At 65.3% G+C, this 21,769-nt stretch carries 20 protein-coding genes; 7 read left to right on the top strand and 13 right to left on the bottom strand.

Features of this window, described 5'->3' with window-relative positions:
* The first annotated feature begins 811 nt into the window (after nt 1-811).
* From galT to RCH14_RS01550, 4 genes are read left to right on the top strand one after another with little or no spacing between them, the layout of a single operon-like run.
* Entirely contained in the window at nt 812-1,906 is a 1,095-nt protein-coding gene (galT, locus tag RCH14_RS01565) for a galactose-1-phosphate uridylyltransferase (protein ID WP_343024406.1), read from the top strand.
* Entirely contained in the window at nt 1,903-3,006 is a 1,104-nt protein-coding gene (locus tag RCH14_RS01560; protein ID WP_343024405.1) for a M24 family metallopeptidase, read from the top strand. The genes galT and RCH14_RS01560 overlap by 4 nt, the downstream gene beginning before the upstream one ends.
* Nucleotides 3,003-4,118 (top strand): galactokinase, encoded by a 1,116-nt coding sequence (galK, locus tag RCH14_RS01555; protein WP_343024404.1) that lies wholly within the window; start codon nt 3,003-3,005, stop codon nt 4,116-4,118. Before RCH14_RS01560 ends, galK begins: the two co-directional genes overlap by 4 nt.
* Entirely contained in the window at nt 4,105-5,916 is a 1,812-nt protein-coding gene (locus RCH14_RS01550) for a glycoside hydrolase family 2 TIM barrel-domain containing protein (protein WP_343024403.1), read from the top strand. The genes galK and RCH14_RS01550 overlap by 14 nt, the downstream gene beginning before the upstream one ends.
* A 175-nt stretch (nt 5,917-6,091) precedes the next feature.
* Here the strand turns inward: RCH14_RS01550 and RCH14_RS01545 are convergent, their stop codons facing one another.
* From RCH14_RS01545 to RCH14_RS01520, 6 genes are all read right to left on the bottom strand, one after another.
* Nucleotides 6,092-6,517, bottom strand: coding sequence for a VanZ family protein (locus RCH14_RS01545; protein WP_343024402.1), 426 nt, complete (start codon nt 6,515-6,517; stop codon nt 6,092-6,094).
* Nucleotides 6,518-6,630: 113 nt separating this feature from the next.
* Nucleotides 6,631-7,170, bottom strand: coding sequence for a hypothetical protein (locus tag RCH14_RS01540; RefSeq protein ID WP_343024401.1), 540 nt, complete (start codon nt 7,168-7,170; stop codon nt 6,631-6,633).
* Nucleotides 7,171-7,506: 336 nt separating this feature from the next.
* Nucleotides 7,507-8,274 (bottom strand): glucose 1-dehydrogenase, encoded by a 768-nt coding sequence (locus tag RCH14_RS01535; RefSeq protein ID WP_343024400.1) that lies wholly within the window; start codon nt 8,272-8,274, stop codon nt 7,507-7,509.
* Nucleotides 8,275-8,319: 45 nt separating this feature from the next.
* Nucleotides 8,320-8,832, bottom strand: coding sequence for a TPM domain-containing protein (locus RCH14_RS01530; protein WP_343024399.1), 513 nt, complete (start codon nt 8,830-8,832; stop codon nt 8,320-8,322).
* Nucleotides 8,832-9,680, bottom strand: coding sequence for a TPM domain-containing protein (locus RCH14_RS01525; RefSeq protein WP_343024398.1), 849 nt, complete (start codon nt 9,678-9,680; stop codon nt 8,832-8,834). Before RCH14_RS01525 ends, RCH14_RS01530 begins: the two co-directional genes overlap by 1 nt.
* 8 nt (nt 9,681-9,688) lie before the next feature.
* Nucleotides 9,689-10,300 carry a LemA family protein gene (locus tag RCH14_RS01520; protein WP_343024397.1) on the bottom strand — a complete coding sequence of 204 codons (612 nt, stop codon included), beginning with the start codon at nt 10,298-10,300 and terminating at the stop codon, nt 9,689-9,691.
* A 148-nt stretch (nt 10,301-10,448) separates the two neighbouring features.
* Here RCH14_RS01520 and pyrF point away from each other — a divergent pair, with 148 nt between their 5' ends.
* Nucleotides 10,449-11,276 carry an orotidine-5'-phosphate decarboxylase gene (gene pyrF, locus RCH14_RS01515; RefSeq protein ID WP_343024396.1) on the top strand — a complete coding sequence of 276 codons (828 nt, stop codon included), beginning with the start codon at nt 10,449-10,451 and terminating at the stop codon, nt 11,274-11,276.
* Between the two features lie 154 nt (nt 11,277-11,430).
* On the opposite strand, the gene sbcB is transcribed toward pyrF, so the two are convergent.
* Together sbcB and RCH14_RS01505 are read right to left on the bottom strand one after the other, a co-directional pair.
* The gene (gene sbcB / locus RCH14_RS01510) at nt 11,431-12,879 is read right to left on the bottom strand and encodes an exodeoxyribonuclease I (RefSeq protein WP_343024395.1); all 1,449 of its coding nucleotides are present in this window, start codon (nt 12,877-12,879) and stop codon (nt 11,431-11,433) included.
* A 111-nt stretch (nt 12,880-12,990) separates the two neighbouring features.
* Nucleotides 12,991-13,953: a GGDEF domain-containing protein gene (locus RCH14_RS01505; RefSeq protein WP_343024394.1), complete on the bottom strand. Its 963-nt coding sequence runs from the start codon at nt 13,951-13,953 to the stop codon at nt 12,991-12,993.
* 126 nt (nt 13,954-14,079) lie between these two features.
* Between RCH14_RS01505 and RCH14_RS01500 the strand changes: the two genes are divergently transcribed.
* Nucleotides 14,080-14,892, top strand: a complete 813-nt coding sequence (locus RCH14_RS01500; RefSeq protein ID WP_343024393.1) for a helical backbone metal receptor — start codon at nt 14,080-14,082, stop codon at nt 14,890-14,892.
* Nucleotides 14,893-15,006: 114 nt separating this feature from the next.
* Here the strand turns inward: RCH14_RS01500 and RCH14_RS01495 are convergent, their stop codons facing one another.
* The 3 genes from RCH14_RS01495 to RCH14_RS01485 all read right to left on the bottom strand — a co-directional run bounded on the left by RCH14_RS01495 (nt 15,007) and on the right by RCH14_RS01485 (nt 17,786).
* Complete coding sequence (locus RCH14_RS01495) at nt 15,007-15,399, bottom strand: HPF/RaiA family ribosome-associated protein (protein WP_343024392.1); 393 nt, start codon at nt 15,397-15,399, stop codon at nt 15,007-15,009.
* Between the two features lie 95 nt (nt 15,400-15,494).
* On the bottom strand, nt 15,495-16,751 hold the full coding sequence (locus RCH14_RS01490; RefSeq protein ID WP_343024391.1) for an MFS transporter: 1,257 nt from the start codon (nt 16,749-16,751) through the stop codon (nt 15,495-15,497).
* Between the two features lie 6 nt (nt 16,752-16,757).
* Nucleotides 16,758-17,786, bottom strand: coding sequence for a CDP-6-deoxy-delta-3,4-glucoseen reductase (locus RCH14_RS01485; RefSeq protein WP_343024390.1), 1,029 nt, complete (start codon nt 17,784-17,786; stop codon nt 16,758-16,760).
* 151 nt (nt 17,787-17,937) lie between these two features.
* On the opposite strand from RCH14_RS01485, the gene RCH14_RS01480 reads away from it, so the two are divergent.
* Nucleotides 17,938-18,819, top strand: a complete 882-nt coding sequence (locus tag RCH14_RS01480; protein WP_343025023.1) for an SDR family oxidoreductase — start codon at nt 17,938-17,940, stop codon at nt 18,817-18,819.
* A 15-nt stretch (nt 18,820-18,834) separates the two neighbouring features.
* Here RCH14_RS01480 and RCH14_RS01475 read toward each other — a convergent pair whose 3' ends face one another.
* Nucleotides 18,835-19,494: a glycine-rich domain-containing protein-like gene (locus RCH14_RS01475; RefSeq protein ID WP_343024389.1), complete on the bottom strand. Its 660-nt coding sequence runs from the start codon at nt 19,492-19,494 to the stop codon at nt 18,835-18,837.
* A 235-nt stretch (nt 19,495-19,729) separates the two neighbouring features.
* Nucleotides 19,730-21,643, bottom strand: coding sequence for a CHASE domain-containing protein (locus tag RCH14_RS01470; RefSeq protein ID WP_343024388.1), 1,914 nt, complete (start codon nt 21,641-21,643; stop codon nt 19,730-19,732).
* Nucleotides 21,644-21,769 lie beyond the last annotated feature (126 nt).

The following is a 21,769-nucleotide window of genomic DNA, read 5'->3' as shown; positions in this document are numbered from 1 at the left end:
CTGAGTTAGGCCAGAAGCGGACTTGATCTGCTGAGATTTTTTGCCTTTCGCGGCGTCTTCAAGGAAATATGCTTCTAGATTTGATTGTTAACATCGTTGGTCCTATTGCGGAAAAACGCTATCCAGCAGTACGCAAAGCGGTCAGATGGTCCGGCGCGGTCATTCTGGTTGCATTGACTCTCTACGTCGCATACTCGTTCTTCGCGTCTTAAGGAATGACGGCTTTGGGTCGTAAGCAGCCGGTCCCGATCCCTGGCGCCGTCGGTGGCGTTGTACCGCAGTTGTCAGGTTAGGGACGGAATCGGTCGCAGCTATTTCGATATCCCTACGGCTCAATTTCAGCTGGTCAGCGAAAAATCGCCGCAGCGATTCGCAAAAACAGGTGGGCGCAGTCCGGTACATCCGCTCCTCGCGTCGCGTCTATTTCAGGAAGTCACAGATGCAGCGCGATTCGGTAATGCGGTCCTATCCGGACACCCTCTTTGTCATAGGTGACTTGTAGGTTTGGATCCTGCCAGATTGTGTAAAAACTTCTAATTTTTTCGTAGGCGCAGGACTACAATGTTCTCGCCATGGAGCGCCCCTGGAGGCGCTCTCCCTTGTGAATCCTCGTTGTATGCCAAGGGCGGTATCCTGCTGATACAGCCACAGTATTGTCGCCTGGAAAAGTGCGCAGTTCCGGGTAGAAAATGTGGCAAATACAGCATGTTAGGATCGGCTAGGAGCGATGCTCCTGCAGCCGCGAGCGCGCCAATGCGTCGATATTGGCGTGCGCGTTCGCGCCGGATGTGACCGAACCTTATTGATTGCCATGCACAGTAAAGAACTCAAAAAACCGGACGGACGCAACCTTACCCTCTACAGCAACCGGCCCATTCCCGATGGCCTGGTCGCACCCAGCCCGTTTCCGGATCCACAGCACGCGAACCCGCACCTGCGCTGGCATCCGCTGCGCGGCGAGTGGGTAACCTACGCAGCGTTCCGTCAGAACCGCACCTACCAGCCGCCGCCCCAGTACAACCCGCTCGCGCCGACGATCGACCCTGCGAATCCCACTGAAATGCCTGCCGGCGACTACGAGATCGCCGTGTTCGACAACCGCTTCCCATCGCTGGCGCTCGAGTCGCACGACCCGCCTTCAGTAACGGTGCAGACCGCGCCGGCCAACGGCCAGTGTGAAGTGGTCGTGTTCACGCAGGACCCGAACACGGCGCTGGCCCACTTGCCGCTGTCGCGCATTGCGCTCCTGCTGCAGGTCTGGGGCGATCGCACCACGCGCGTGGGCAGCCATCCGCACATCCAGTACGTGCTGCCGTTCGAGAACCGCGGCGCCGAAGTGGGCGTCACGCTGCACCACCCGCATGGCCAGATCTACTCGTACCCGTTCGTGCCGTCGGTGCCGGCGCGCATGCTTGCGCAAGAGCGAGAGTACTACCAGCAGCACGGTTCGAGCATGCTGTGCGACATGGCGCGCGACGAAGCCGCCGATGGCAAGCGCGTGCTGTATCAGGACGATTTCGCGATTGCCTTCGTGCCGGCCTGCGCGCGCTACCCGTACGAGGTGTGGGTGATGCCGACCGCGCCGTGCAAGGATTTCGCGGCCCTCACGCCGCCGCAGCGCGACTCGCTGGCGCGCGCGCTCAAGACCGTGCTGCTCAAGTACGAGACGCTGTGGAATCGCCCGTTCCCGTACCTGATGGCGTGGTATCAGGCGCCGACCGACGGCGCCGAGCATCCCGAAACGCAGCTGCATGCCCAGTTCTACCCCCCGTACCGTACGCGCGACCGCCTGAAATACCTGGCCGGCACCGAGCTGGCCGCCGGCATGTTCGCGATGGACGTGCTGCCCGAGACCACGGCGTACGAATTGCAGCAGGTCGAGATCGACCTGGAGGAGAGCGCATGACGGACATCGATATGCGCGCCCAGGAGGTCGCCGACAAACTCGCGCTGCTGCGCGCCACCCTTGCCGCCAGCGGCGCCGGCGCGGTGCGCCTGCGCGGCACCGACTGGTTCGCGTGGGTCACGGCGGGCGGCTCGAGCGCCGTGCTGCACACGACCGACACGGGCATTGCCGAAGTGCTGGTCACGCCGGGCGACGCCTGCGTGCTGACCGACCAGATCGAAGGCGAGCGCCTGCGCCTGGAAGAAGTACCGGCCGGGTTCAGCTTTCACATCGAACCGTGGGCCGAGCCCGAGCTGCGCGAGCATTTCGTGCTCGCTGCGGCCGAGGGCCGGCCGGTGCTGTCGGACCGCCCGCAGGCTGACGAACTGCCGTTGCCGCTGCCGCTACGCCAGCGCAAGCTGGTGCTGGGCGACGCCGAACAGGCGCGTTACCGGTTGCTGGGACGCGAAGCGGCCGAAGCGATGACCGAGGTACTGCACCTCGCCCGACCGGACTGGACCGAGCAGCAGCTGGCCGGCGCCGGTGCCGAGGCGTTGTGGCGCCGTGGCATCCATCCGGCGCTGGTGCTGGTGGCTGGTGCGCGGCGCTTGCCGCTGTTTCGCCACGCGACGCCGTCGCACGAGCCGATTGGCGAGCGCGCCATGCTCGTGTTCTGCGCGCGCCGGCACGGTCTGTATGCCAACCTGACGCGCTTCGTGAGCTTTGGCGGCGCAGGTTCGGCGCCAACCGCCCAGCGCGCGCTGATGGCGCTCGAGGCCACTGGCCTGGCGGGAGTGGTGCCGGGCAAATCGCTGTCGTCGGTGTATCACGCGCTGGCCCAGGCCTATCACCACGCCGACGTCGAGGACGCGATCCGCGAGCACCACCAGGGCGGCATTACCGGCTACCTGGCGCGCGAGATCGTGGCCACCCCCAGCACCGCCACGCAGCTCGAACAGGGCATGGCGTTTGCATTCAATCCAAGTTATAACGGTATGAAGATCGAAGACACGTTCCTGCTCGGCCCCGACGGACTCGAAAACCTGACCTTCGACCCGGCCTGGCCGTCGGTGGACATTCAAGGCCGTCAACGGCCACTGTGGCTGGAGGTGGACGCATGACCATCACGACCGATACCTTCTTTGGCGGCGCCCCTGAAGTGAACGCCTCGGCGCCGGGGCGCGTGAACCTGCTGGGCGAGCACACCGACTACAACGACGGCTTCATGCTGCCGGTGGCCACGCCGCAGCGCACGCTGGTGGCCATGAGCCGCAGCGGCGACGACCATTTCCATTTTTATTCACCCAACTTCGACGCGACCGTGATGTTCGCGAAGGACAGCAGCGCGCCGCAGGGCTTCGGCAGCTATATCGAGGGCTGCATCCGCCTCGTGCAGGCCGAGGGCATCGATGTGCCGCCGCTGCGTGTGTATGTCGAGACCGATCTGCCGGTGGGTTCGGGCCTGTCGTCGTCGGCAGCGCTCGAAGTGGCCACGCTGCGCGCGATGCGCGCGCTGCTGGGCTTCGAGCTCGACGACGTCAAGCTGGCGCGCATCGCCCAGCGCGCCGAGATCGAGTACGCGCACGTGAACTGCGGGATCATGGACCAGATGGCCTCGAGCCTGGCCGATGAAACCAACATGCTGTTCATCGACGCGCGCACGCTCGAACACCACCTGGTCGCGCTCCCGCCGGACACCGAACTGATCGTGATCGATTCGGGTGTGGCGCGCACGCTGGCGGCCAGCAAGTACAACGAGCGCCGCGCCGAATGCGAAGAAGCCTCACGCACCCTGGGCGTGATGGCATTGCGCGACGTGGTCGACCCCGCATCGGTCGAGACGCTGCCATCGCCGCTGCGCGAACGGGCCCGCCACGTGGTGCACGAAAACCTGCGCGTGCTCGCCGCCGCCAAGGGCGTGGCCGCCGAACGCTTCGGCGAACTGATGAACGCGTCGCACGTGAGCCTGCGTGATGATTACGAAGTCTCGATCCCCGCGCTCGACGTCCTGTGCGAGGCGCTGCGCGCTGCGCCAGGCGTGCTGGGCGCGCGCCTGACCGGCGCCGGCTTTGGTGGCGCCTGCGTCGCCCTGTGCCGCAAGGGGCAGGCGCAAGAAGCAGCCGCTATCGCGCTGGCGGCGTATCACCACCATCATGGACCAGGCAATGACGTCCAGGGACGTATCCTGATTCCGGTGCCAACTGACAGAAAGGACAAGAATGAATCAGTTTGAATATCCGCGTCCACAACTGGTGCGCGACCAGTGGCAGAACCTGAACGGCCAGTGGCAGTTCTGCTTCGATGATGAAGGCAGCTACACGCTGCCGTCGGACGTGAAGGAATGGACGCACGAGATCACCGTGCCGTTTGCACCAGAGACCGCGATGAGCGGCATCGAAGACACGGGCTTTCACCGCTTCGTCTGGTACCAGCGCGAATTCGAGGTGATGCCCAAGGAAGGGCGTACGATCCTGCACTTTGGCGCGGTCGATTACACGGCGCGCGTGTGGGTCAATGGTCAGCTGGTCGTCGAACACGAGGGTGGCCACACGCCATTCTCGGCCGATATTTCCGGCACCCTGAACGCGGATGGCAAGCAGGTCGTCACGGTCTGGGTCGAGGATGACCCCGCCGATCTGGCCAAGCCGCGCGGCAAGCAGGACTGGCTGCTCGATGCGCACTCGATCTGGTACCCACGCACGACGGGCATCTGGCAGACGGTATGGCTCGAGCAATTGTCGCCAACCTATATCCAGAAGTTGCGGTGGACGCCGGTGTTCGAGACCTACGAAATCGGCTGCGAGGTGTTTGCCACCGGCGATATCCAGGAAGAGCTGTTTGTCGAAGTCAAGATCTGGCATGGCGACCAGTTGCTGGCCGACGACTACTACAAGCTGCTGAACGGTGAGGCGAACCGCAAGATCGCGCTGTCCGACCCGGGCATCGACGACTCGCGCAATGAAATCCTGTGGAGTCCGGAGCGCCCGACCTTGCTCGATGCTGAAGTGACCCTGCGCGCAGGCAATGTGGTGCTGGACCGCATCCGCTCGTATACGGCGCTGCGCTCGGTATCGATCAACCGCGACCGCTTCATGCTCAATGGCCGCCCCTACCAGCTGCGCCTGGTGCTGGACCAGGGCTACTGGCCGGAATCGTTCATGACGGCGCCGTCCGACGCGCATCTGAAACGCGACGTCGAGCTGGCCAAGCAGATGGGCTTCAACGGTGTGCGCAAGCACCAGAAGATCGAGGATCCACGTTTCCTGTACTGGGCCGACAAGCTGGGCCTGATGGTGTGGGAAGAAATGCCATCGGCCTACCGCTTCAGTCCGCGCGCGATCACGCGCATGGTCAAGGAATGGACCGAGGCGATCGAGCGCGACTACAGCCACCCGTGCATCATCGTCTGGGTGGCCTTCAACGAGTCGTGGGGCGTGCCGAATCTGACGCTCACGCAGGCGCATCGCAATGCCGTCGAGGCGTTATACCACCTGACGCGCACGCTCGACTCGACCCGGCCCGTGATCGGCAACGATGGCTGGGAAGCCTCGGCCACCGACATCCTGGGCATCCACGACTACGACAGTGACCCCGAAAAAGTGCTGGCGCGCTATGCCGTCACCGATCCGGTGCGCACGCTGTTCGATCAGCGCCGGCCCGGTGGTCGCATCCTGACGCTCGATGGGTTCCCGCATCGCGGCCAGCCGATCGTGCTGACCGAATTCGGGGGCATCGCCTTCGATCCGAAGCAGACCCCGAATCCGGACGAGACCACGTGGGGCTATAGCCGCGCGCACACGGCCGAAAGCTATCTGAAGCAGTACCGGCGCCTCCTGCAGGTGGCGAACGAAACCTTCATGTTCAGTGGTTTCTGCTACACGCAGTTCACCGACACGTTCCAGGAAGCCAATGGCTTGCTGAACGCCGACCGCTCGCCAAAACTGCCGCTCGACGTGATCAGTGCCGCGACGCGCAATATGCCGCTGCCTCAGCGCACGGTGGAAGAGGGCAAGGACGCCGGTACGCCGTGACACCGCAGCCAGGGCGGGCCTGCATGGCCTGCCCGCTGAGGTAATGCGTTAAGCAAGAGACCACATGGCGCGCTGGCGCATGTGGTTTTTTTACGGCCGCGTCGCCCATGCCGTCACCACCGGAGCGCCACCGCGCCTATCGACGTAGTCACGACTGCAGGCGCAGCACGGTTGCTCAGCGCGGGCGCACGGGGTTGCGGCCCGGCGTCTGGGGAATCGGGATGCGCGCAAGCAGCGCGCCCAGTGCAGTGGCTGCGACGGTCGCGGCGCTGACGTCGACCAGCCAGTCGCGCACCGTGCCCGAGCGGTAGGGCAGGAAGTGTTGCACGCCCTCGTCGAAGGCGCCCATCAGCGCGATCGCCAGCACCGCCTTGAGCGCGCGTTGCAGAGCGCTGCCGGTGCTGCCCAGGAACCACAGCGTCGCGAGGCCGGCATAGGCCAGGCTGTGCAGCACGATGCCCGACGCGTATTCACCGACTTCGGCGCGCGCACCGGGCACGGAGCCGGCGATCACGATGCAGGCAAACATGAGCAGTGCGACAGCGTGCATCGCACGGCGGTGACGGGGTTCGGCGTACAACAGAGGAGACAGGGCAGGCATGGCGACGTGGTGACGTGGTGACGATGATGCGGCAAACGTCAACGTTACCATGCCATGCGCACCTTGTGTGTCCGCTGGCGTCGTCCCGTGCCGCATCTGCGCGGCCACGCGTGTCAGATCGTCAGTGCCGGGGCGCCGTCGGCGTAATGGGCGTCGAAACAGCTTTCGCAGTCGGCGCAAAACAAGTGGGCCACACGCACGCTCGCCTGTCGCAACACGAGTTTCAGGTGTGCCTGCCGGCACTTTGGGCACACTTCGCGAACGCTGCCGAACGTGAGCAGATTGAGGGGAACGGTGTCGCGATCGATGTCATCGACCACGGCGCGCGGATTGAGTTCGCTCAGGACGAGGTCGCTTGGATCTTGATGGCGACGGCAACTGTCTGGCGAAAGCGATGCTTCTGGTACACGTAAACTCATCGGACGATCTCCCGTGGTCGTTTCGTTGTACGCGGTCTCCGCCCGGCTGCGCAGGGTGGGACGTCGCAGCTTCATGATAGCCCTATTGAAGACGGCTTCAAGCACATAGACAATTTTTTCTTGCCCAAGTTGCGACAATGCCGAAAAAAATACCCGCGCGAGGCGGGCATAACCCGAGATCGGGCCAAGAGTGCGGAAACCGGGTTGGTGTGCAGCGCGCTTGGCGCTCCACACCTGCTGACACCACGCATATCGGTTACGTGTGTGTCAGGTGCAATTGAGTATAGGCAGGGATTGTGACGCGTCCGTGACCGTCGTCAAGGTTCCGGTGGCATCAGGGAAAAGGTGAACGAGGTACTGGGATTGTGACAATACGGCCGGAAATAACGTGGATCGCGTAAACCGTCCAGGCAAAAAAGAAGCCCGCTGTGCGGGCTTGAAACTATTTTCTTGGAGGAGAATAGTGGAGACAGGTGTAACTATAGGGACTTGGTGACCCAGCGTCCAATTGCCTTTTCGGATACCAGACATGCGATCTGTCAATATCTCTCCATCGAGACCAACGAGGCGTCATTCGCGCACCGGCACCGTGTAGTTCAGCGCCATGCGCCCGCCATCGGCGTACAGGGTCTGACCGGTCATGTACGACGCATCGTCACTGGCCAGGAAGGCGGCGATCGACGCGACTTCCTCGGGTTCGCCGCACCGGCCCAGCGGCGTGCGCGACAGGATCGTGTGACGCGCTTCCGGGCTGCCCAGCACGGCCTTTTTCGCCAGCTCGGTCAGGATCGTGCCAGGGCCGATCGCATTCACGCGGATATCGTACTGGGCCAGGGCGATCGCGGCCACGCGCGTGAGCTGGTTGACGCCGCCTTTCGAGATCACGTACGGGACCTGGTTCGGGATCGTCAGTTCAGCATTCACGCTCGACATATTGATGATGCAGCCGCCTTCGCCGCGCGCCACCATGTCGCGCGCTGCCGCCTGGCTGCACAGGAACATCGATTTCAGGTTGATGCGCAGCACGCGGTCGAAATCGTCCTCGTGCAGGTCGAGGAACTCGGCGGCGTGGGTCACGCCGGCATTGTTGATCAGGATATCGATGCGCCCGAACGCGGCCAGCGTGGCCGCGATCATCGCATCGACCTCGACCTTGATGCCGACGTCGGCGCGGTAGGCGCGGGCCGCGTCGCCCAGGCTGGCGGCAGCTTGCTCGACTTCGGGCCGGATATCGACGAGCATGACGCGCGCGCCTTCGCGCACGAGGCGCTCGGCGCAGGCCAGGCCGATGCCCTGGCTGGCCCCGGTGACGATGGCGATCTTGTGAGGTAGTTTCATGGCAGGCTTTCGACGCTGTGGCAAAAGCGGCCATTCTACTGGCTGCTAGAGCATGATGGGCCGGTCAGGCAACTCGTTGGTGCGCTCGCCGCTGGCCGGAAAATGCCGGTGCAGCAGTTCGTTGACCTGCGCCACGGCAGCCAGCGTGGCGTCATGGAAGTGCCCGCCCTTGAAGCCTGCGGTCATCGTGCGGCACACCGCCTGCCAGGTGGCAGTGTCGATCTTGCGGTCGATGCCCCGGTCGGCCACGATGTCGATCTTGTGTTCGGCCAGGTTCACGTAAATCAGCACGCCGCAATTGTCTTCGGTGTCCCACACGCCGTAGTCGGCAAACAAGGCCAGCGCGCGCTGACGGTTGGTGATGCCGTCCCAGGCCGCGTCGAAGGGCAGGGCCTTCTCGACGATCAGGCGTACCTCGCCGCGGTGCGTGCGCTCGCCCGCATCGATGGCTTCGGCAATAGCCGTCAGCGTCGTGTCGGGGAATGCGCGCCGGGCCTCGGATGCGCTGCTGGTGGCATGGCGCCACGCGCGTGTCATTTTTTGTGCGATCGATCCCATTACCAGTCTCCCGAGGCGCCGCCGCCGTCAAAGCCGCCACCACCACCTGAAAAACCGCCGCCGCCGAAGCCGCCACCGCCACCGCCACCGCCAAAACCGCCGCCACCACCGTTGCTCATATTTCCGATGATATTGCCGAGAATGAAGCCGGTGGTCGCGCCGCCCCAGTTCGAGCGGCCGCGGCTGCTGGCAACCGTGCGGCCGCGCTTGCCGCCGAAGACCGAGCGCAGCAGGAATGCACCGATCACGATCGCGAAGATGGCGATCAGCGGGAACCCGCCGCCGCCCGCTGCCTCTTGCCGGGGCTGTGCTTGCTGTGCGGGCGCCGGGAAGGCTTCCTGGTTCAGCAGCGTGGCGATGGCGCCCACGCCGGCGACCAGGCCTTCATAGAAATGTTGTTCCCGGAAATGGGGCGCGATGACGTCCTGCAGGATGCGCTTGGACTGCGCGTCGGTCAACACGCCCTGTACGCCACGGCCAGCCTCGATACGCAGGCGGCGCAACGCCGACGGGTTGCCGGGTGCGACAACCACCAGCACGCCGTCGTCGACGCCCTTGCGGCCGAGTTGCCAGGCATCGGTGACGCGGATGCTGTAGGCCTCGATCGCTTCCGGCTCGGTCGATTTGACGAGCAGAACAGCGATCTGGCTACCGGTCTTGGCTTCGTAGTCGGCCAGCACGGCTTCGAGGCGCTGGCGCTGGGTGGCATCGAGCAGGCCGGCTTGGTCGGTCACGCGCGTGGTCAGCTTCGGCACGTCCTTGAGCTGGGCATGGGCCGGCCCCGTGCCGACGAACAGCGTCGCCAGCGCGAACAGGAGCGTAGAGAACAAGCGCAGGAAGGGCGTCATCGCCAACCTTACTTGCCGAAGTCGACGGCTGGTGCGGTCGAGATCGCTTTTTCATTCTCCACCGTGAACGATGGCTTGGTCTCGTAGCCGAACACCATTGCGGTCAGGTTCTTCGGGAACTGGCGCACGGTCACGTTGTAATCCTGGACCGACGCAATATAGCGCTGGCGGGCGACGGTGATGCGGTTCTCGGTGCCTTCGAGCTGCGAGGCCAGGTCACGGAAGCTGGTATCGGCCTTCAGGTCCGGGTATTTTTCGGAGACCACCATCAGGCGCGACAGCGCGCCCGACAGTTCACCCTGCACCTGCTGGAACTTCTGGAACGCTGCCGGGTTGTTCAGCACTTCGGGGGTGATCTGAAAGCTGGTGGCCGAGGCGCGCGCGCGCGTGACGGCTTCGAGCGTTTCACGTTCGTGCGACGCATAGCCCTTGACGGTGTTGACCAGATTCGGGATCAGGTCGGCGCGGCGCTGGTACTGATTGACCACTTCGCTCCAGGCGGCCTTGGTGGCCTCATCCTTGGTCTGGAAATCGTTGTAGCCGCAGCCCGAGAGCAGGACGCCGGCGAGGATGGCGCTGCCGAGCAGGCGGGTCCAGCGGGAGATAAAGGTCATAGTCATGGCAGTCAAGGTCCGTGCAAGTTGTCGAATAGTCAAAATATACCTGAAACGCGCCGCAATTGGTGTTCCTGCAACCCCAGAGGCAGGGGACGGCGCGGCGGCGGGTACAATAATGGGTTTGCAATTATTCGGATACAAGGGGCTCGAGGTGACTTTCATTCAAAAACTAGCGGCTGCATGGACCCGCAACGATTCGCTGCTGTGTGTCGGCCTCGACCCGGACCTGGCGCGCTTCCCGGCGCACCTGGCCGGCCAGCCGGACGCAATCGTGCAGTTCTGCAAGGCCATCATCGACGCCACGGCCGACCTGGCCTGCGCCTTCAAGCCGCAGATCGCCTATTTTGCCGCGCTCGGCGCCGAAGACCAGCTCGAGGAAATCTGTACCTATCTGCGCGCGACGTATCCACACATTCCCCTGGTGCTCGACGCCAAGCGCGGCGACATCGGCGCCACCGCGCACCAGTACGCGCGCGAAGCGTTCGACCGCTATGGTGCCGATGCGGTGACCGTCAATCCGTACATGGGCTTCGATTCGGTCGAGCCGTACATGGCCTGGCCGGACCGCGGCGTGATCGTGCTGTGCCGCACGTCGAATGCGGGCGGCTCCGACCTGCAATTTTTGGACGTGGGCGGCCGCCCGCTGTATCAGCACGTTGCGCAATTGGTGGCCGACAAGTGGAACCGCAATGGCCAGTGTGCGCTGGTGGTGGGCGCGACGTTCCCGGACGAGATCGCGCAGGTGCGGGCCTTGGTGGGCGACATGCCGCTGTTGATTCCGGGTGTGGGCGCGCAGGGCGGCGATGTCGAGGCGACGGTCAGGGCCGGCCGCACAGCGGGCGGCGCCGGCATGATGATCAATTCGTCGCGTGCGATCCTGTATGCGATGCCGCAGGCGGGCGAAGACTTCGCGCAGGCGGCGCGGCGTGTGGCAACGGAAACGCGCGACGCGATCAATGCGGCGCGCAACGCGGCCTGATGAAAACATCGCGTCGTTTGGCGTAATGGCTTGATGGCGGTAGGGTGGACGGGTTTCCCGTCCACGCGTTCAGTCAACATTAATGCGCCACGAGTCCAAGTGAGTTTGAACGCGTGGACGGCCTAGCCGTCCACCCTACGCAGTTCGACGACTGTCAGTGCAGTTCAGGCGCGATCATTTCGGCATAGTCATACAGCGCGCCAAGAATCGCTTCCGCGCGTTCATCGGCCGTCTCGGACAGCGCATCGATCTCCTGGAACAATTGATCGATCGTTCTGGCGCCGCCGGCGCCCTCGAACAGGCGCGCCGCGCGGTGCGCTTCCCAGGTCTGCATTTCTTCTTCCGACAGCGTCTCGGGGAAGTTGCGTGCCCGGTAGCGCAGCAGCAGTTCGTTGAGGCGCTCGTCGTCGAAGCTGACGCGCTTGCCGGTCAGTGCCGCCGGCTTTTGCATGCGGATCGATTCCAGCTGGCGCCGGTCGTCCTTGCTGACAAAGCCGCCGTACAAATCCTCATCCACATCGACCGGCGTGCCGGATGCCGGCTTTTGCAGCACCTGCGCCCAGACCGCGCGCAGGTCGGGACCGGCAGCGGCCAGCGCGGCGTGCGCGCGGCCCTGCTCGAGGTCGATATCCCAGCGCGTGGCCAGCTCGGGCTGCAGTGTCTTGAGATTGGCCACCAGCATCGGCGACTTGTTCAGGTGCACGCTCTTGATCGGCAGGCGCGTGACGCCGTCCGGCAAGTCGTCGGTGCGGGTGAACATGCGCGTGCGGATCGTGTCGGCGTCGAGGGCAAACAGTTCGGACGGATCGTAGCGGCAATCCCAGACCAGGATTTCGTTCTTGTTGGTCGGGTGCTGCGCCAGCGGATAGACGAGGGCGAGGCAGCCGTGCTCGACCGGGAACATCCCCGACACGTGCAGAAACGGCTGGCGCTCGGCAGGGGCCAGGTGCAGGCCGATCTCGGCGGCGACGCGGTCCTTGCGGCGCAGCTCCAGGCAAAAATCGAACAGGCGCGGCTGCTTGCTGCGGATCAGGCGCGCCAACGCGATGGTCGCGCGCACGTCCGACAGCGCATCGTGCGCAGCCTCGTGCGCCAGGCCGTTGGCCGCGCTCAGGTGTTCCAGCTTGAAGCTCGGCTTGCCATCTTCGCGGGTCGGCCACACGATGCCATCCGGGCGCAGCGCATGCACCATGCGCACGACGTCGAGCAAGTCCCAGCGGCCGCAATTGTGCTGCCATTCGCGCGCGTACGGATCGATCAGGTTGCGCCAGAACAGGTAGCGCGTGACTTCATCGTCGAAGCGGATCGTGTTGTAGCCGACGCCGATCGTGTCGGGCTGGCTGAAGGCGGCCTCGATCTGGCGTGCGAATTCGTGTTCGGGCACGCCGTGTTCCAGGCAGTGCTGCGGCAGGATGCCGGTGATCAGGCACGCTTGCGGATCGGGCAGGAAATCATTGGCCGGCTGGCAGTACAGCATGATCGGCGCGCCGATCTCGTTGAGTTCAGCGTCGGTGCGGATCGCGGCAAACTGGGCCGGGCGGTCGCGGCGCGGGGTCGCGCCAAAGGTTTCGTAGTCGTGCCAGAGGAAGGTATGCGGGCTCATGTCTTGTTGTTGTCTTGGCTGCAATCACAGCGTCGGCGACATGGTGGCACAGATGCGCCGTCCCGTCACGGTCCGCGCTCACGCTGCGGCGTGGCGGGAGCGTGGCGTGGACTAGACGCTGACGCGGTTGCGCCCGGCTTGCTTGGCGCGGTACAGCGCGGCGTCGGCAGCCGCCATCAGCGCGTATTCGTCCCCGTTCTCGCCCAGGCTGGCCACGCCGAACGACGCGGTCAGGTGCGGCAGCTGCACGCGCATGTCGGTAAACACGACGGTGTCGCGCAGGCGCTGGCACAGGCGCTCGGCCACCATCTGCGCCAGTTCGGTACCGGTGTCGGGCAGCACGGCCAGCATTTCCTCGCCGCCGAAGCGCACGGCGAAGTCGGACGGGCGCAGCGCGTCGCGGATCAGGCTGGCTGCAGCCGACAGTGCCACGTCGCCGACGATGTGGCCGTGGGTATCGTTGAATTGCTTGAAATGGTCGAGGTCGATCATGACGATCGACAGGCCACTGCCGGTACGGGCCGCGCGCGCCGCCAGTTTCGGCAGCATGTCATTGAGCCAGGCGCGGTTGTACAGGCCCGTGAGTGGGTCGTTGAGCGACAGCTGGCGGTAGAATTCGCCCAGCTTCTGGCGCCGGCGCAAGAGCGCATTGGTAGTACGGATGCGGAAGGACAGCAGGCGCAGCAGATTGCGCGCCAGGACGCTCGAACGGTCGATCAGCGTCCAGACGATGTTCGACTCGATCACCAGGAGCTCGCTGTCTTCCAGCGCCGTCATGGCCGCCAGGTTCGCGGCATCGTCCAGCACGGCCTGGTCGCCGACGCTCTCGCCCGGCAAGACAAGGGTGGTGCCGGTCTCGTCGCCTGCGTGCGCGTCGGATTCGATTTCGAGCTGGCCAGACAGGACGATGTACAGGCGCGCCTGGCCGCCGTCGTCGATGCGCCTGCCCTGCGGCAGGCGCACGATGGCGCAGTCGGCCAGCATCGCGGCGACTTCAGGGTCGGTCTCGTCGCGAAACAGCTGCAAGTCGTTGATGTTGTTGCGGCTGGTGCCGAAGGTGCCGATCTGTTCCAAGTGAGTCCTCAAGCGGTGTACTGCGTTGGCATGCGTGATTGCATGTGTTATTACATCAACGGAATCATAGCCGATTGTGCCACCATTGGGCGTTTGGCGAAACTTAAACCACCATGGCTGACCTGTATGACACCATCCACCACTGACCCCATCGACGCGCTGGGTCAAGCACATGCACCCGCGCCCGGTGCACGTATTGTCTCGCTCGTGCCCTCGATCACCGAATTGCTGTGCGACCTGGGCCTGGCGCCGCAGCTCATCGGCCGTACGGGTTTTTGTATCCACCCGGCTGACCTTGTCGCGGCCATTCCCAAGGTTGGCGGCACCAAGGACGTCAATCTCGACAAGATCCGTGCACTGGCGCCGACCCACGTTGTCGTCAATCTCGATGAAAACACCAGGCCGGTGTACGACGCGCTGGTGCAATTCGTGCCGCACGTGATCGTCACGCACCCGGTCACGCCGCAGGACAACCTGGCGCTGGCCCGCCTGCTGGGCGGCATCTTTGGCGTGCAGGATGCGGCCGACGCCTGGTGCACCGCCTTCGCGCAGGCATTGGCTGCGCTGCGCGCCCGGCCCGCCGGTGTGCCACGAACGGTGCTGTACTGCATCTGGCAGGATCCATGGATGAGCATCTCGGCCGATACCTATATCGCTGCAATGCTGGCCGAACTGGGCTGGCGCGTGCCGCAGCTGGGCGAGGACCGCTATCCGCGCTTCGCCTGGTCGGACAGCCTGGTCGATGGGCTGGACGCCGTGCTGCTGTCGACCGAACCTTACCGCTTCACGCAGGTGCACGTGGACGCGCTGGAGAAACAGATCGGCATTCCCGTGCTGCTGGTCGATGGCGAAATGCTGTCGTGGTATGGCAGTCGCGCGCTGGCGGGGGTGCAGTATCTGGAGATGTTGCGGGAACAGCTGGAAGGTGCTGCCGGCTAGGTGCGGCCGGCTAGGTGCTGCCGGCTAGGTGAGGCCGGGGAGGTGCGGCCGGCGAGGTGCGGCTTGCTTGTTGCCCCTGCGCCCATGGCGGGCGCAGGGTGGTGCGGGCACCGATCAGTTATCGGTCAGGTGCTTGTCGGCAGTCGGGTCGATGTCGTCGTCGGCGCCAACCACCGGGACGGCGGTATGGCGATGCTTGTCATGCAGGCGGCCGATGGTGCTGTCGAGCGCGCGGGCCAGTTTGCCGCTGGCGTTGCTGATGGCCTGGTGCAGGTCGTTGGCATGATCGTGCACGACGATCGGGGCCACGCCGGCCAGGCGCGCTTCGAGCATGCAGTGGTTGCCGCCGTCCGCTTTCTTTTCCTTGTTCTCGTCGCTCAGATGAACGTCGACGCGGGTAACTTGCTCGCTGAAACGACCGATGGAAGCGCGCACGACGGTATCCACGTGCTCGTCCAGGCCCTGATGCTTGGTGATGGTGTTATCGGTATTGACATTGATCTGCATGGATGGCTCCTGTAATCGTTATGGCTTTATCTTACACGTCCCGCGATTTTTACAGCGTCCGCGCGGCCAACCGTGCTCGGCATGTCATGCTACCGTCATGCCAGGTCCTTCTGGCGCTCTTTTTCGTGATGCGGGAAACGGTCCATCCGCGACAGCACCGGAAACAGCATCGCCCAGACGCCCGTCACGACCAGTGTGGCCACGCCGCCGAGCAAAATCGCGCGCGTCAGGCCCAGCCAGCCGGCGGTGACGCCGGACTCGAATTCACCGAGCTCGTTCGAGGCGCCGATGAACACCGAATTGACGGCGCTCACGCGTCCGCGGATCTCGTCGGGCGTTTCGTACTGCACCAGCAAGTGGCGGATGTAGACGCTGACCATGTCGCCCACGCCGAGCAGGAACAGTGCGCCGAAGGCGATGGCGACATGGTCGGTCAGGCCCAGCACGATCACGCACAGGCCGAACAGGGCGACACCGCCGAACATCCAGGCGCCGACGCGGCGCGTGATCGGAAACATCACCAGCGCGATCGAACACAGGGCCGCGCCCATGCCTGGCGCGGTGCGCAAAAAGCCCAGGCCGGACGGTCCGACGCCCAGGATGTCGTGTGCGTAGGCCGGCAGCAGGGCAGTCGCCCCGCCGAACAGCACGGCGAACAGGTCGAGCGAGATCGCACCGAGCACGATCGGGCGCGAGCGCACGAAGCGCAAGCCTTCGAGCAGCGTGTGCCAGCTGACCGGCGCCTTGTTGACCACCTGCGCGATGGTGCGCGTGTTCGTCATGAGCAGCACCGCCAGCGCGAGCAGCGAGGCGGCCGTCATGTGCACCGTCTGCGGTCCCAGCACGTAGAGCAGGCCGCCCACGATCGGGCCGAGGATCATCGCCACGTGCATCGTCGAGGACCCCAGCGCCACTGCCTGGCTGAAGTCGCGGTCGGGCACCAGGTTCTTGAGCACCGCCTGGGACGCCGGCATCATGAAGGCGCGCGCACTGCCGAACAGCACCAGGATCGCGAACACGGGCCACACGGTCGTGCTGCCGCTGGCCGTAAACGCAATCAGCATCGCGCTGCACAGCAGTTGCACGGCCATGCAGCAGAGCACGATCAGGCGCCGGTTGTAGCGGTCGGCCACGTGCCCGGCCCACAGGATCAGCACCAGAAATGGCGCGAACTGCGCCAGGCCGATCAGGCCCAGGTCGAACAGGCTGCCGGTGATCTGGTACACCTGCCAGCCGATCGCCACGCTCTGCATCTGCACGGCGAACGTGGCGAGAAAGCGCGCCGACAGGTAGAACGCCAGATTGCGGTTGCGCAGGACACCCAGGCGCCCGGCCTTCGAGATGGGTGGCATGGGCCCTTACTGGTCGGCCAGATCGGCGGCGGTCGTAAACGCGTCGGCGAAGAATTCGTCTTCTGGCAGGCCGCACAGCGCCACGTAATCGCGGCGTGCCGAATCGACCATGATGGGTGCGCCGCAGGCATACACCTGGTGGCCGGAGAGGTCGATGATGTCCTGCACGACGGCGGCATGCACGTAGCCGGTGCGGCCCGTCCAGGCATCCTCGGGCAGCGCATCCGAAATCACCGGCACGTAGGTGAAGTCGGGCAGCGTGGTTTCCCAGGCGCGGCACAATTCGTCCATGTACAGGTCGTGCGGGCGGCGGCCTCCCCAGTACAGCGTGACCTTGCGCGTGGACTTCAGGTGCATCAGGTGCTCGACCAGGGCCTTGACCGGCGCGAACCCGGTGCCGGAGGCCAGCAGCACGATAGGCTTGTCGGAATCTTCGCGCAGGAAGAACGTGCCGAGCGGGCCTTCGAAACGGAGGATGTCGCGCTCTTTCATGGCGCCGAACACGTGGTCGGTGAACAGGCCGCCAGCGAGGTGGCGGATGTGCAGTTCGAGCGGGCCTTCGAACGACGGTGCATTGGCAATCGAATAGGCGCGGCGCTTGCCATCCTTGAGCAGGAATTCGATGTACTGGCCGGCGCGGTAGGCCAGCAATTCGTTGGCCGGCAATTGCAGGTTGACGATGGCGACGTCCGGCGCGGCCTTGCGGATGCCGGCAACGCGGGTGGGCATCTTGCGCAGCGGGTAGTCCGAGCTGCCGCCCACTTCGCGCGCCTCGATGACCAGGTCGGCCGTCGGCATCGCGCAGCAGAACAGCGCCATGCCGGCCGTCTTTTCGATGTCGGCGAGGGCGCGCTGCTGGTAGGGCTTGTGCTCGATGGCGCCATCGAGCACCTTGCCCTTGCATGAGCCGCAGGCGCCGTTCTTGCAGCCATACGGCAGGCCGACACCGGCGCGGATCGCGGCGGCTAGCACGGTTTCATCGGCTTCGCAGCCGAACTGGCTGCCGCTGGGCTGGACGGTGATCTGGAAGGTCATGCGAATGGAGAAAGTTGGGCGCGAACGCGGGTGGTTGGGGGGGTGCGCCGGCGTGCGGCGAGAGGCCGCCATTCTACACCGGCCCTTGTTTTACCGGGCGCGCCCTGTGCTACAGTTGCCGCCTCCACGACCCCACGATCTTGCCATGACCATGCCATCCCGTCCCGCTTTTGCCCGTCCGCGCCTGTTGATCATTGGGTGCGGCGACGTCGGCATGCGCCTGCTGCCGCTGCTGGCCGGGCGTTTCCGCGTGTTTGCGCTGACCAGCCAGCCGGAACGCTGCTTTGAACTGCGCGCGGCCGGCGCGGTGCCGGTCGTTGCCGACCTCGACCAGCCCGCAACGCTGGCCCGCCTGCGCAATCTGGCGCCGTGGGTGCTGCACCTGGCCCCGCCCCAGCCCGACGGCGATACCGACCGCCGCACGCGGCACCTGGTAGCGGCGCTGGGCGACGTGCGCCGCATCGTGTATGTGAGCACCAGCGGCGTGTACGGCGATTGCGGCGGCGCGCTGGTGAAAGAGTACCGGCCGGTGGCGCCGAAGAACGGGCGCGCCCGGCGCCGCGTGGACGCCGAGCGCATCCTGCGTGCCTGGGCGCTGGTGGCCGGCGCGACGCTGTCGATCCTGCGCGTGCCCGGCATCTACGCCGCCGACCGCCTGCCGCTGCGCCGCCTGGAGCAGGGCACGCCCGCGCTGCGGTTTGAGGACGATGTGTACACCAACCATATCCACGCCGACGACCTGGCGCGCATCGTGCTGCAGGCGTTGACACGCGGCCGGCCCGGGCGGGTCTATCACGCGGTTGACGACACGCGCCTGAAGATGGCCGATTACTTCGACGCCGTCGCCGACGCCTTCGGCATGCCGCGTTCGCCGCGCCTGCCCCGGGCCGAACTGGCGCAGCTGGTCTCACCCCTGCTGCTGTCGTACATGTCCGAATCGCGCCAACTCGACAACACGCGCTTGACGCGCGAACTGCGGGTGCGTCTGCAGTACCCGGACGTCGCCACAGCGCTGGCGCGCCTGCGGCATTGATCCGGGCGGGCCGCCTCAGGCCCGTTTGCCTGGAGAGGCGCAGAACGCGATCTTGCTGCTCATGATGGCCGGGTGGCCCGGCGAGGCGCAGAAGGCGCTGTGGGCGCCCTTGACGGCGGGCGTGCCGGGAAAGGCGCAAAAGGCGCTCGCACCGGCGGTGGCTGGCTTGCCCGGGTAGGCGCAGAACGCGGCACCGCCCATTGGCGCTGCCGGCTTGCCCGGGTAGGCGCAGAACGCGGCACCGCCCATTGGCGCTGCCGGCTTGCCCGGGGAAGCGCAGAATGCAGCGTCGCCGTTGACCAGCACGCCGAACTCTGCTTCGTACAGCGCGCGCATGCGTTCGCCCGCCTCGACATGTTCACTGCCGGAACCGGCGGCGATGCCGACATACGGATAGTGATGCAGGAAGAAGCCGAACGCAGCCTCGCAATCGCGCGCGTACTTCATGGTGTCGAGGATGTGGTAGTGCCAGAACGTGTCGACATCGACGCTGGGCGAGGCGCCGGCATCCGGGTATTTCTTCATCAGGAACAGGAAGCGCCGGTATTGCGTTTCCACGGCGTCGGTGTGCATTTCGGACCAGCCCTCGCCGGACGCTGCGTGCATCAGCTTCGTCTTGATCGGGTTCAGGTCAAGCGCCTCGAAGGCGGCGTATTCGGTATGGGTCGACATCATGATCACCTCGTGTGTGTTTGTGGATGAAGCGGACAGGGCTGGCGGCTGTCACGGTGCCGGTATGGGGCATTTCCGTAGCGCATTACCGGAACATAACGGTGGTGTTGACCTGTGACAGACACAGCCATTGTCATGCGCTGGCTCAGCTCAGCAGTTGCGCCAGATCAAACTTGGGAGATTGGACGAGCTCAATTGACAGGTGACGTTGTCACCTTTGATCGGGAAGGGGAACGCCTCAGGCGGCGATGGGCGAAATCGGGATGCTGTCGGCGGCCAGGGCGGCTCCGCCGGCCACCGGGGTGTCGGCCACCGGGGTGCCGGCCACCGTTATGCCAGCCGCCGGGGTGCCAGCGAGCGGCATGCCAGCCACCGGGATGCTGACCACGATCGCGGTGCCGCTACCCATGCCGCTGCTGCTGATCGAGAACGAGCCGCCCAGGATGGCGATGCGTTCCTCGATGCCCACCAGGCCAAAGGAGCCGTGACGGTTGCGGCTGCCCGGCTGCAGGCCGACGCCGTTGTCGCGGATCGTCATGCTGAGCATGCCTGCATGCTGGTGCAGCGCGATGCTCACGCGGGTGGCGCGCGCGTGGCGCGCCACGTTGTTGAGCGACTCCTGCAGGATGCGGAAGAACGCGGTGGCGCTGTTGTCGTCGATGCAGTGCTCGTCATCGTCGTCTGCCAGCTCGCACGCGATGCCGGTGCGGCGCGCAAAGTCGGCCACCTGCCAGTCGACGGCGGCCGACAGGCCCAGGTCGAGCACGTTTGGCCGCAGGTCGTTGATGATCTGGCGCACGCTGCGGATCGTGACGTCGATCTGGCGCACCGTGGCCACGACGCGCGCATGCAGACGCTGCTGCGCGCCGCGGGTGCGGTTGGCCAGCAGTTCGGCCTCGATCTTCAGGGCCAGCAGGTTCTGCGCCAGGTCATCGTGGATTTCGCGCGCAATGCGCTTGCGCTCGCCTTCCTTGATCTGCTCGGCGTGGGCGGCGAGCAGGCGCAGTTTTTCATGGCTGGCCTGCAGCTTGGTTTGCGAGGCACGCAGTTCGCGCGTCATTTCCTCGGCCATGCGCAGCGCGTTGCGGCGCGACGAGGCCAGCGTCTGGAACAGCGCATAGAGCAGGGCGGTGCTCATGCCGGCGGCAAGCGCCGCCAGCCACGGGTAATACATGTCGAAGCGGGTGTACATATCGGACTTGGGAATGCTGAAGTCGGCGCGCCAGACGCGCTGGTTGAATTCGATCGGCAGGCTGGCCGCGAAGATTGTATCGTCGGCCTGCGGGGTGGCGGGATTGGGTTGCGCGCTCGTGGCCAGGCTGTCGTACAGCACGGCGCGCGGCGGCACCTCGCCCGGTTCGGGCGGCAGCGCGGTCAGCTCGGTCAGCACCAGGCGCACGCCTTTGACGGGAAATTCATCGAGCACGCCGGCCACCAGCGGCGCAAGGCCGAAGCCCAGACCGGCCGAACCGATATACGCCAGACGCCGTGCCTGCACGCTGTCGGTGGGCAGGTCGCTACGGTAGACCGGCAGGCGCAGCGCCAGCGCGCTCTGGTTGGGACCGGGGCGCAAGGCGATGCGGGTGCCCGAGGCGCTCAAGCTGCCGGTATCGCGCGCCAAGCCCAGCGAGCGCCGGGTCGTGCCGCGCGCTTCCAGGTCCAGCCCCAGCCGGTCGAGCAGGTTCGGCGGGAGCGGTTCCATATACACCAGCACCGTGTAGGTGTCGCGATCGGGCGCTGTCAGCAACGGGGTGTGCACGACGCCGCGCCGCGCCAGCCGCCGGTACAACTCGTCGTTCAGCGCCGGCAGGCCGTCGGCGCGCACCGCGCGTGCGTAGTTGATGTTGACGATGCCGGGGAAGTAGCGCTTGATGTCGAGCTCGCTAACGTACTGGTGGAACTGCGCCGCGCTGGTATCGGGTTCGGATCGAAACAGGCCGGCGACACCGCGCAGCACGTCGCTGTAGCTCTTGATCCGGGCGTCGATATTGTTCTGGGCGGCGCGCGCCATGGCGCGAAAGCGTGTCTGCGCATCGCTCTCGATCGCCCCGGACGTCGCAAAATAGGCGCCAGCGCCGAACGCCAGCGACAGCACCACGCCGACAATCATGGCGGCGTGTACGAATAAACCGGGGTGGCGGTCTGGGTGCATGGGTGATCTCACGAACGTGAGGCTGGTTGTGGTCGTGCGCGCGATTGATGGTTCTACGCTAAGCATTGTCGGCCTCCACCGTAGCTAGCAGGTTTACTAGGTTCTGACACAATCCTGCCTCGCCAA

This window comes from Massilia sp. MP_M2, from assembly GCF_039123635.1.
GTDB lineage: Bacteria > Pseudomonadota > Gammaproteobacteria > Burkholderiales > Burkholderiaceae_D > Telluria.
Note: the sequence above shows the minus strand (reverse complement) of the source record. Positions and strands in the feature narration are given on the sequence as shown.

What these genes read in the sequence shown, in the direction of transcription:
- galT (WP_343024406.1), top strand. Translation starts at nt 812, where the DNA reads ATGCACAGTAAAGAACTCAAAAAACCGGACGGACGCAACCTTACCCTC.
- RCH14_RS01560 (WP_343024405.1), top strand. Translation starts at nt 1,903, where the DNA reads ATGACGGACATCGATATGCGCGCCCAGGAGGTCGCCGACAAACTCGCG.
- galK (WP_343024404.1), top strand. Translation starts at nt 3,003, where the DNA reads ATGACCATCACGACCGATACCTTCTTTGGCGGCGCCCCTGAAGTGAAC.
- RCH14_RS01550 (WP_343024403.1), top strand. Translation starts at nt 4,105, where the DNA reads ATGAATCAGTTTGAATATCCGCGTCCACAACTGGTGCGCGACCAGTGG.
- RCH14_RS01545 (WP_343024402.1), bottom strand. Translation starts at nt 6,517, where the DNA reads ATGCCTGCCCTGTCTCCTCTGTTGTACGCCGAACCCCGTCACCGCCGT.
- RCH14_RS01535 (WP_343024400.1), bottom strand. Translation starts at nt 8,274, where the DNA reads ATGAAACTACCTCACAAGATCGCCATCGTCACCGGGGCCAGCCAGGGC.
- RCH14_RS01530 (WP_343024399.1), bottom strand. Translation starts at nt 8,832, where the DNA reads ATGGGATCGATCGCACAAAAAATGACACGCGCGTGGCGCCATGCCACC.
- RCH14_RS01525 (WP_343024398.1), bottom strand. Translation starts at nt 9,680, where the DNA reads ATGACGCCCTTCCTGCGCTTGTTCTCTACGCTCCTGTTCGCGCTGGCG.
- RCH14_RS01520 (WP_343024397.1), bottom strand. Translation starts at nt 10,300, where the DNA reads ATGACTATGACCTTTATCTCCCGCTGGACCCGCCTGCTCGGCAGCGCC.
- sbcB (WP_343024395.1), bottom strand. Translation starts at nt 12,879, where the DNA reads ATGAGCCCGCATACCTTCCTCTGGCACGACTACGAAACCTTTGGCGCG.
- RCH14_RS01500 (WP_343024393.1), top strand. Translation starts at nt 14,080, where the DNA reads ATGACACCATCCACCACTGACCCCATCGACGCGCTGGGTCAAGCACAT.
- RCH14_RS01495 (WP_343024392.1), bottom strand. Translation starts at nt 15,399, where the DNA reads ATGCAGATCAATGTCAATACCGATAACACCATCACCAAGCATCAGGGC.
- RCH14_RS01490 (WP_343024391.1), bottom strand. Translation starts at nt 16,751, where the DNA reads ATGCCACCCATCTCGAAGGCCGGGCGCCTGGGTGTCCTGCGCAACCGC.
- RCH14_RS01485 (WP_343024390.1), bottom strand. Translation starts at nt 17,786, where the DNA reads ATGACCTTCCAGATCACCGTCCAGCCCAGCGGCAGCCAGTTCGGCTGC.
- RCH14_RS01480 (WP_343025023.1), top strand. Translation starts at nt 17,938, where the DNA reads ATGCCATCCCGTCCCGCTTTTGCCCGTCCGCGCCTGTTGATCATTGGG.
- RCH14_RS01475 (WP_343024389.1), bottom strand. Translation starts at nt 19,494, where the DNA reads ATGATGTCGACCCATACCGAATACGCCGCCTTCGAGGCGCTTGACCTG.
- RCH14_RS01470 (WP_343024388.1), bottom strand. Translation starts at nt 21,643, where the DNA reads ATGCACCCAGACCGCCACCCCGGTTTATTCGTACACGCCGCCATGATT.